Below are 9,356 nucleotides of genomic sequence, written 5' to 3' on the forward strand. Positions count from 1 at the left end.
GCGCCTGGTACAGCTACGGCGGCGAGCGCATCGGCCAGGGCCGCGACAACTGCCGTGAATACCTGCGCGAGAACCCCGACCTGGCCCGCGACATCGAGAACAAGGTCCGCGAGAGCCTCGGTATCACGCCGATGGGCGCCGTTGCGGTGGCCGAGGCAGTCGAGGAAGAGTAATTGGGTTGGCCATCGACGCAGATCGGCGGCTCTATCGAGCTTGACACGCCTGCCGTTCCCCAACGGTGGGCGTTTTTCTTTGGGGCGTGAAACTGCATGCCGTTGCCGCGTCAACCGTTGTCGCTGAAGGCGCGCGCGCTGGGCTACCTGTCCCGGCGCGAGCACAGCCGCGCCGAGCTGCGCCGCAAGCTGGCCCAGCATGCTGAATCCGCCGAGGAGGTGGATGCGCTACTGGACTGGCTGGAGCGCGAGAACTGGCTCTCCAACGCGCGCTTTGCCGAAAGCGTGGTGCACCGCCGCGCTGGCCGCTATGGCACTGCCCGGCTGATGCAGGAGTTGAAGACCCACCAGTTGGGCGAGGAAACGCTGGGCGAGGTCAAGGCCCAGTTGCAGTCTTCCGAGGCGGCGCGGGCCAAGGCGCTGTGGGACAAGCGCTTCGGCCGCGCGCCCGCCGATCTGGCCGAGCGCGCCAAGCAGGTCCGCTTCATGATGGCGCGCGGATTCTCCCGCGCGGTGGTCTCGCGCATCATCGCCGGGGCGAATGAACTGCTGGATGACGGCGACGAACCGGTCTGAACGTCGCCGATCTTCCGACAATCCATATGGACAATCCGGCTGCGCGCCAAGTGATCGGGTTGCACCTTTTACGTTTGTCGCAACCGTTCTCGCGCTTGCGCAACTGCGTGACCCGGTCTAGTCGTGACGACGTGTTAAAATCCAAGGTTTTGAAGCCGTCCTCTACCTCGGTGGCGGGACGGTCATATTCGTGTGTGGCGGCCGATTCACTGCTGCGCACGTCCCGTAGGTGCGAGCGCGATCCGCGTGCGCCTGCCTCCATCGGTCCTATCGGTCTGTCTGGTCCATGCCTTTGTCTGCTCCCGTCCCGCGCGTCATGCGCCATCGCCGTGCCATCACGGTCGAGGCCTATTTGCGCGAAGATGGCCTGTGGGACATCGAAGCGCGCCTGACGGACACCAAGCCGCGCGACATCCCGCTGGCCAGCGGCGGCGTGCGCCCCGAGGGCCAGCCGCTGCACGACTTGTGGCTGCGCGTGACCATCGACACCCGCATGAACGTCGTCGATGCCGAAGCGTGTTCCGACTGGGTGCCGTACCCCACGCACTGCGACACGATCGGCCCGGCCTACCGCAAGCTCATCGGCCTGAACCTGATGAAAGGTTTCCGCAAGGCCTCGCGTGAGAGACTCGGCGGCGTGGCGGGCTGTACGCACCTGACCGAGCTGTGCGGGGTGCTGCCGACCGCCGCCATCCAGGCTTTTGCGGGCGATGTCTTCCCGGTGCGCGACAACTCCACCGACCACCGGCCGATCGAGCCCGGCGAAAAGCCGCCTTACCAACTCCACGGCTGCCATGCCCTGCATCTCGAGGGCGAGGTGGTCCGCAAGCATTATCCGCGCTGGTTTGCCTACCAGCCCGAAGCCAAGATCCTACCGCCAGTCACCGAGCCGCGTTTGGAGCCATCCTCGGAGCCGTCGTCCTGACGGGCTCTGCGCCGCTCGCGTTTTCATCATTCATCACACTCACTCTGCCTAGCAAAGGAAACACGCATGAATATCCATGAGTACCAAGGCAAGGAAATCCTGCGCAAATACAATGTGCCGGTTCCGCGCGGCATTCCGGCCTTCTCGGTCGACGAGGCCATCAAGGCTGCTGAAACCCTGGGCGGCCCGGTGTGGGTCGTGAAGGCGCAGATTCATGCGGGTGGCCGTGGCAAGGGCGGCGGCGTGAAGGTCGCCAAGAGCATGGACCAGGTCAAGGAATACGCCAACGGCATCCTGGGCATGACGCTGGTGACGCACCAGACCGGTCCGGAGGGCAAGCTGGTCAAGCGCCTGCTGATCGAAGAAGGCGCGGACATCAAGAAGGAACTGTACGTGTCGCTGGTGGTGGACCGTGTGTCGCAGCAGGTCGCGCTGATGGCATCGAGCGAAGGCGGCATGGACATCGAAGAAGTCGCTGAATCGCACCCGGAAAAGATCCACACGCTGCTGATCGATCCGCAAGCTGGCCTGCAAGACGCTCAGGCTGACGACATCGCCCGCAAGATCGGCGTGCCCGACGCGAGCGTGCCGCAAGCCCGCCAAGCCCTGCAAGGCCTGTACAAGGCATTCTGGGAAACCGACGCTTCGCAAGCTGAAATCAACCCGCTGATCCTGACCGGCGACGGCAAGGTCATCGCGCTGGACGCCAAGTTCAACTTCGACTCGAACGCACTGTTCCGTCATCCGGAAATCGTTGCTTACCGCGATCTGGATGAAGAAGACCCCGCCGAAATCGAAGCCTCCAAGTTCGACCTGGCCTACATCTCGCTCGACGGCAACATCGGCTGCTTGGTGAACGGCGCCGGTCTGGCCATGGCCACGATGGACACCATCAAGCTGTTCGGCGGCGAGCCGGCCAACTTCCTCGACGTGGGCGGCGGTGCCACCACCGAGAAGGTGACTGAAGCCTTCAAGCTGATGCTGAAGAACCCGCACGTGAAGGCCATTCTGGTCAACATCTTCGGCGGCATCATGCGTTGCGACGTGATCGCCGAAGGCGTGATCGCGGCGGCGAAGGCTGTGTCGCTGTCGGTGCCGCTGGTTGTGCGCATGAAGGGTACCAACGAGGATCTCGGCAAGAAGATGCTGGCCGACTCGGGTCTGCCCATCATCGCCGCTGACACGATGGCAGAGGCCGCCGAGAAGGTCGTGGCCGCAGCCGCCGGCAAGTAAGCCGCGCGCGGAACCAACCATATGCGAACGCGAACTGCGCCCGTTGAGGGGCAGCTCGCTGCCAAAAAGGCCAAAGAGGATTAAGCATGTCGATTCTGATCAACAAAGACACCAAGGTCATCACCCAGGGGATCACCGGCAAGACCGGCCAGTTCCACACCCGCGGTTGCCGCGACTACGCCAACGGCAAGAACGCCTTCGTGGCAGGCGTGAACCCGAAGAAGGCCGGCGAGGACTTCGAGGGCATCCCCATCTACGCAACCGTCAAGGATGCCAAGGCGCAGACGGGAGCCACCGTGTCGGTCATCTATGTGCCGCCCGCAGGCGCTGCGGATGCGATCTGGGAAGCCGTCGAAGCGGAACTGGACCTGGTGGTTTGCATCACCGAAGGCATCCCCGTGCGCGACATGATGATGGTCAAGGACAAGATGCGTAAGGCCGGCAGCAAGACCCTGCTGCTGGGCCCGAACTGCCCGGGCCTGATCACGCCGGACGAAATCAAGATCGGCATCATGCCGGGCCACATCCACCGCAAGGGCCGCATCGGCGTGGTGTCGCGCTCGGGCACGCTGACGTACGAAGCCGTGGGCCAGCTGACCGCGCTGGGCCTGGGCCAGTCGTCGGCAGTCGGTATCGGCGGCGACCCGATCAACGGCCTGAAGCACATCGACGTGATGAAGATGTTCAACGACGATCCGGAAACGGACGCCGTGGTCATGATCGGTGAGATCGGTGGTCCGGACGAAGCCAACGCCGCTTACTGGATCAAGGACAACATGAAGAAGCCGGTGGTGGGCTTCATCGCAGGCGTGACCGCGCCTCCGGGCAAGCGCATGGGCCACGCCGGCGCGCTGATCTCGGGCGGTGCCGACACCGCGCAGGCCAAACTGGACATCATGGAAGCCTGCGGCATCAAGACCACCAAGAACCCGTCGGAAATGGCGCGTCTGCTCAAGGCGATGCTGTAAGCGGTAGGGTTTGAAGTTGTACAAAAACGGGAGGCCTGGCCTCCCGTTTTTGTTCGTGCGTGCCGGCAGCGCAGCGTGCGAGGCGGGCGCCGGGCGTGTATAAGCAATCACAGCAAGTTGCCTGCATCCCCTCACAAGAACACCTACTGGGACGGCCCATGGCCCTCGCTTCCGGCGCCTTCTGGTTTGCGCTTGGCTCCATCATCCTGACCAATATCGTGCTGTCGGGTGATAACGCGGTCGTGATCGCGCTGGCTGCGCGCAATCTGCCGGCGCAGCAGCAGAAGCGGGCGATTTTCTGGGGCAGTGCAGGTGCGATCGTGCTGCGTATCGTGCTGACCGTGCTAGCGGTCGAGCTGCTGGCGTTGCCGTATCTGAAGACGATCGGGGCGGTGCTGCTGCTCTATATCGGCATCAAGCTGCTGGCTGAAGCCGAAGACGATGCGTCCGGTGAACGCCGCCGGCGCGACGGCCTGTGGCCCGCCATCCAGACTATCCTGATTGCCGATCTGGTGATGTCGCTCGACAACGTCGTCGCTGTAGCCGCCGCGGCGGAGAAGGGGCCACCGGGGACGACGCTTCCGCTGCTGGTGTTGGGGCTGGGGCTGTCGATTCCGCTGATTGTCTTCGGCAGCACGCTGCTGGTGGGGGTGATGGCGCGGTTTCCGGTGATTGTGACGCTGGGGGCGGCGCTGTTGGGGTATCTGGCGGGGGATACGCTCGTCAACGATCCGTTGGATACGGCTTGGTTTGCGCGGGCGATTCCCTATGCGGATGCCGTCGTTGGCTGCCTTGGGGCGCTGGTTGTTGTGGTGGTTGGATGGTGGATGGGGAGGCGGTCTTTGTGGCAGGCGTGACCGCCAAGAGTCGTACCCTACGAAAGTAGGTGATGACGCGTTGCGTCTACATCTTTGCCAGAAAAAGTCAGCTGTTTAGGCAAAAAAGACTTCAAAACCAGGCATTTCCGACCGACAGGGCTCGGCGTTGCCTGGCATGCTCCATGCGCAGTGCTCTCCCATACATATAAAAAAACCTCTGGGGAGAGTGATGAAGTCCAAGCACAGCGGGAACATGTGCCGCGGCCAGCGCGGCTTTACGTTGATCGAGTTGATGATCGTGGTCGCGATCGTCGGCATCCTGGCGGCGATCGCGCTGCCGGCTTACAACAACTACATGGTCAAGTCGAAGCTGACCGAGGCGACGACGACGCTGGATGCGGCGCGGGTTGCGATCAACGAAGCCTATACGTCGAGTGGTGGGACCTTTCCGCCGCAATCGTCGCCGCCCGTCATCGTTCAGGCGGTGCCGGGCAACGCCCGCTATGTCACCGCGATCAAATACAACGTAGGAGCAGGCCCAGCATCCACCGTCGGGGTGGTCGTAACGCTTGGCGGCACCGGGGTCAGCCAGATCGACGGCGGGTACCTGGGTATCTTTGGCGCCGGTCAATCGGACGGCAGCGTGATCTGGACCTGCGCGACGGCCAATGCACAGAACGCTAGCGCATATGGGTCTGGCGTCTCCGTGTCGGCGATGTATCCGTACCTGCCGGCAAGCTGTCAGAACTAAGTTCCAACTACGGCTGACAACTGCGGCGCTCAAATCAAGGGTTCAGCGCAACAGCGCTGACGTTGTTGTCGTCACTTGATTGCCGGTTGATGCGGGTGAAGCCGGCGCGGAAGATTGTCAGGAAAAGGCGCGCATTTCCGCCCGGATCTCGTTACGCTAAACTACCTCCGCTGCAAAGAGCGCCTTCGGGCGCTCTTTTTGTTGTGCTGCAATCCGACGCCGTCTCCGCCAATGCTTCGATCCCCCGTCTCAATCTTGCCGCTCTGGCTCGCCGCCATCGCCTGTTGGTCCGTTCCGTTCCTGGTGGCGCCACACACGTACCCGATCCCGACGTTCTACAGCGAATTCGCCGCTGCCGTGTGCTGGATCGCGCTGGCGGTTGGCGTGCTTGGTGGAACGTGGGGTCTCAACACCGGGCTGCCCAGGATCGCGCTCGCACCGCTTGCCCTGGCTGCCGTGCTGATCGTGCAACTGGTGGTTGCGCCCCCGCTCAACCCGTTTTTTTCGTGTGCCGCAAGCGTGTTTCTGCTGGCGGCGGCGGCGGCGTGCGGACTGGGGGCGCGTGCCCGGAGCGTGCCGGGCATGCTTGAGGCGATCGCCATCGGCGTCATGCTGGGCGGGCTGTTGACGGTTGCAGTGGAGCTGCTGCACCTGTTTCGCGTGCCGAATCTGCCGGCGGCGTTCTTTTCTATGACACCGCCCGGCACCGCCCGCCGCATGTGGGGCAACCTGAACCAGCCGAACCATGTTGCCTCCTACCTGGCGTTCGGTTTGGCTGCCTGCCTGTTCCTGGGCCAGCGATTCCCGCGCTGGCGCATGGCCCTGGCGGCAATTGGACTGAGCCTGCTGCTGGGCATGGCCCTGACCATTTCCCGCGTCACCTGGCTGCATGTGGCCGTGGTGGGCGGGACGGCAGGCCTGGCCTGGAGCGCCAACGAGCGAGGCATCCGGCGTTGGATCGTGGCGTGTGTGCCGCTGTTGGCGCTTGCGGTGGCATACCAGTGCTGCGGCTGGCTGGTGTCGTACGCCAATCTGCTTTGGCACTTGGATCTGCCGTCGTCGTTGGGGGAGCGGATGCAGGAGGGCGCGGGCCTGCGTCCTCTGCTGTGGAAGCACGCGTGGCACATGTTCCGCGCGCACCCGTGGCTGGGTGCCGGCTGGGGCGACTACGCCTGGAACCAATACGTGCAGACGGACGTGCTCGGCCCGGTCGAGATGTCATTGAACGCGCATAACATCGTGCTGGACCTGCTGGCCAAGGCCGGCCTGGCAGGGCTTCTTGCGGTGGCGCTGCCGCTTCTGGGGTTGGCATGGGCCGCGTGGAAGCGCAGCGTGACACCCGCGCTGGCCTTCCTGTACGCCGTCATTCTTGTGATGGGCGTGCACTCGATGCTCGAATATCCCCTGCACTATCTGTACTTCCTGCTGCCTTTCGCGTTTGCGCTCGGCTATGCCGACGAGCGCACTCTTCGGATGCCGTCGGGCCCCCTCGCGTGGGTCCTGACGGGCACCGTTACGGTTTGCGCAGGCGTGCTCACCGCCCGCATGTGGGGGGATTACGCATCCGTGGAGCGGCTGTATTACCTGCCGGCCGACGTGCAGCGTGATGTGTGGCGCCAATTGATCGGCGAACGCAATGTGCTGATCCCATATGCCACTCTGGCGGCGGCGAGCAACGCGAACGTGACGCCCGAAACGGCGCGCACCATGGCCGTTGTGGAACGCAACGCTGTGCAGTTCTACCCGGGGCCGAATACGGTGCAGCGCTATGCGTTGGCGCTCGCTTACGAAGGCAAGGCCGACGAGGCCCTTGTCCAAGTGCGTCGACTGTACAACCACTACTGGACTTCGTATGCGGACCAATCCGCGCTGCTGGCGCAGGCCTGCGGGCGGCAATCAGAGGCCCTCAAGACGTTTTGCGTGCGTTTGCGATCGGAAGGGTTGCTGTCCAATCCCAATTGAGGGGTGCCGGTTGCGCCCTAGCGATCAAACGCCGCAACGGGGCGTTGACGATGAACCCGAGGTCGCGCTTGATACACCAATGCATCAAAGTGAGTGCGCATTGTGGTGAATGAGGCACAAAAATGACCAACTTCGTCACGGGGTGTCAAAATTCGTCACGCCGTGGTGCGGCAATCTTGCGAAACACGTCAATTTGGCCTCGGAAATCGACGGATCGAACCTGGCACGCTCCATGCTCTAATCCCCCTGCATCACCTTTAACCAAACATTCCGGGGGAATTTATGAAGTCGATGCGTCTCAACAAGCGTGTCCAGAAGGGTTTCACGCTGATCGAACTGATGATCGTGGTCGCGATCGTTGGTATCCTGGCTGCCATCGCGCTGCCGGCTTACAACAACTACATGGTCAAGTCGAAGCTGACGGAAGCCACCACGACGCTGGATGCTGCGCGCGCTGCCATTACGGAAGCGTATACGACGGGCGCCGGCGCCTTCCCTGCGACAGCACCAATTGCCACGGTTCCGGCGTCGAACGCGAAGTACGTCAAGAACATTTACTACACCCAGAACGCTTCGCAGGTTGGTGTCGTGGTTCAGCTGACGAACACGGGTAACGCTAACATTGACAACCAGTACATGGGCATTTTCGGCGTTGGCGGCCCTGACGGTACCGTCGGTTGGACTTGCGCTACCGCTGCAACCTCCGGCGCTTATACCTCGGCCGGTGGACAAAAGGCAATGTATCCGTACCTGCCGGCGTCTTGCCAGAACTAAGAAGCGTGTGCTTCTGCTTGCGAGTCGCTCGCTAGCCGAAGTTACGCGCTGCTAAGCGTAGTACAAGTGGAGGGCGCCTTTAGGCGCCCTCTCGCTTTGATGGAAGCGAAGGCTGCTCTGTATGTTCGGGGCGGTCTTCGTTGGATTGCCCCGTAGCGCCGCTCGCCTGAGCGCGCCTCGTCTCACTGCCCCACGATTCCTTCCATTGATGCCTCCCTCTCGCGTTCTGCTGTGGCTGGCCTGCTCCGCGCTTGCTGTGTGTGCGTTGGTTCCATTCCTGGTGGGCCTCCATACAGCCCCAGTGCCGACGTTCTACAACGAGTTTGCCACCACCATATGCTGGGTAGTTCTGGCGCTCGCCATCCTGGCATCGGCCAGGCGGAGTCAAACAGGGCGCGGGTTGCCCAAGATCGCGCTGGCACCCATTGGCTTGATCGGGGCGCTATTTTTGCAACTGCAGTTCGCGCCGCCGCAGAATCCCTTTTTTTCGCTGACTGCCGTGTTTTTCCTAGCCGGCGCCGCGCTTGCCTGTGGCCTGGGGGCATATAGCCGGGAGATCCCTGGGGCAGTGGAGTCGCTGGCGATCGGGCTGGTGCTGGGCGGCGTCCTGACGGTAGGTGTCGAGTTTGTGCAGTTGTTTCGCGTGCAAGGGCTGCCGTTCGAATTGTTTTCCATGGATTTGGATGACACCGGCCGCCGCATGAGCGGCAACCTGAACCAGCCGAATCACGCAGCCTCGTATCTTGCGATGGGGTTGGCCGCCTGTTTGCTGCTGGCCAACAAATGGCGCAGCTGGCGGTGGCCGTTGGCGGTGGTCGCGTTGGCGCTGCTGGTGGGCACCTCCCTGACGTTTTCTCGCACGGCGTGGCTGCACCTGGCCGTGATCGGTCTGCTGGCCGGATGGGTGATCCTGACGACGGAGACGGCCTCACAAGACGCCCGCAAATGGCTGAAGGCTGCCGCGCCGCTCGTTTGCCTCCTGGCCGTGTACCAACTGTGCAACTGGCTGGTCGCCTATGCCAACCTTCGCTGGCACTTCGATCTGCAGACCTCGCTGGCGCAGCGCATGGAACACGGCGTTTCCGACCGGATGCCCATCTGGCGGCATGGCTGGCACATGTTCGTCACGCACCCGTGGTTCGGCGCCGGGTGGGCGGACTTCGCCTGGAACCAGTA

Annotated in this window: 9 protein-coding genes and 1 pseudogene; all 10 read left to right on the forward strand. The window is 63.0% G+C overall.

Features of this window, described 5'->3' with window-relative positions; genetic code table 11:
• Positions 1 to 173 (forward strand): annotated as a pseudogene (gene recA, locus QZ609_RS20840) (recombinase RecA); the annotation flags it as partial.
• A 96-nt stretch (positions 174 to 269) separates the two neighbouring features.
• Complete coding sequence (gene recX / locus QZ609_RS20845) at positions 270 to 749, forward strand: recombination regulator RecX (protein ID WP_295499032.1); 480 nt, start codon at positions 270 to 272, stop codon at positions 747 to 749.
• Positions 750 to 1,035: 286 nt separating this feature from the next.
• Entirely contained in the window at positions 1,036 to 1,674 is a 639-nt protein-coding gene (locus tag QZ609_RS20850; protein ID WP_295499035.1) for a DUF2889 domain-containing protein, read from the forward strand.
• Positions 1,675 to 1,740: 66 nt separating this feature from the next.
• Positions 1,741 to 2,907, forward strand: a complete 1,167-nt coding sequence (gene sucC / locus QZ609_RS20855) for an ADP-forming succinate--CoA ligase subunit beta (protein ID WP_295499038.1) — start codon at positions 1,741 to 1,743, stop codon at positions 2,905 to 2,907.
• 86 nt (positions 2,908 to 2,993) lie between these two features.
• A complete protein-coding gene (sucD, locus tag QZ609_RS20860) occupies positions 2,994 to 3,875 on the forward strand; it encodes a succinate--CoA ligase subunit alpha (RefSeq protein ID WP_064050227.1) in 882 nt (293 codons plus the stop codon).
• A 158-nt stretch (positions 3,876 to 4,033) separates the two neighbouring features.
• Positions 4,034 to 4,732, forward strand: coding sequence for a TerC family protein (locus tag QZ609_RS20865; RefSeq protein ID WP_295499043.1), 699 nt, complete (start codon positions 4,034 to 4,036; stop codon positions 4,730 to 4,732).
• 190 nt (positions 4,733 to 4,922) lie between these two features.
• A complete protein-coding gene (locus QZ609_RS20870; RefSeq protein WP_295499047.1) occupies positions 4,923 to 5,444 on the forward strand; it encodes a pilin in 522 nt (173 codons plus the stop codon).
• A gap of 231 nt (positions 5,445 to 5,675) precedes the next feature.
• Positions 5,676 to 7,406, forward strand: coding sequence for an O-antigen ligase family protein (locus tag QZ609_RS20875; protein WP_295499056.1), 1,731 nt, complete (start codon positions 5,676 to 5,678; stop codon positions 7,404 to 7,406).
• Positions 7,407 to 7,688: 282 nt separating this feature from the next.
• Positions 7,689 to 8,180, forward strand: coding sequence for a pilin (locus QZ609_RS20880; protein ID WP_295499050.1), 492 nt, complete (start codon positions 7,689 to 7,691; stop codon positions 8,178 to 8,180).
• Positions 8,181 to 8,481: 301 nt separating this feature from the next.
• A partial coding sequence (locus QZ609_RS20885; RefSeq protein WP_295499053.1) for an O-antigen ligase family protein occupies positions 8,482 to 9,356 on the forward strand: 875 nt, incomplete at its 3' end.

The organism is uncultured Ralstonia sp. (genome assembly GCA_913056305.1).
Taxonomy (GTDB): domain Bacteria; phylum Pseudomonadota; class Gammaproteobacteria; order Burkholderiales; family Burkholderiaceae; genus Ralstonia.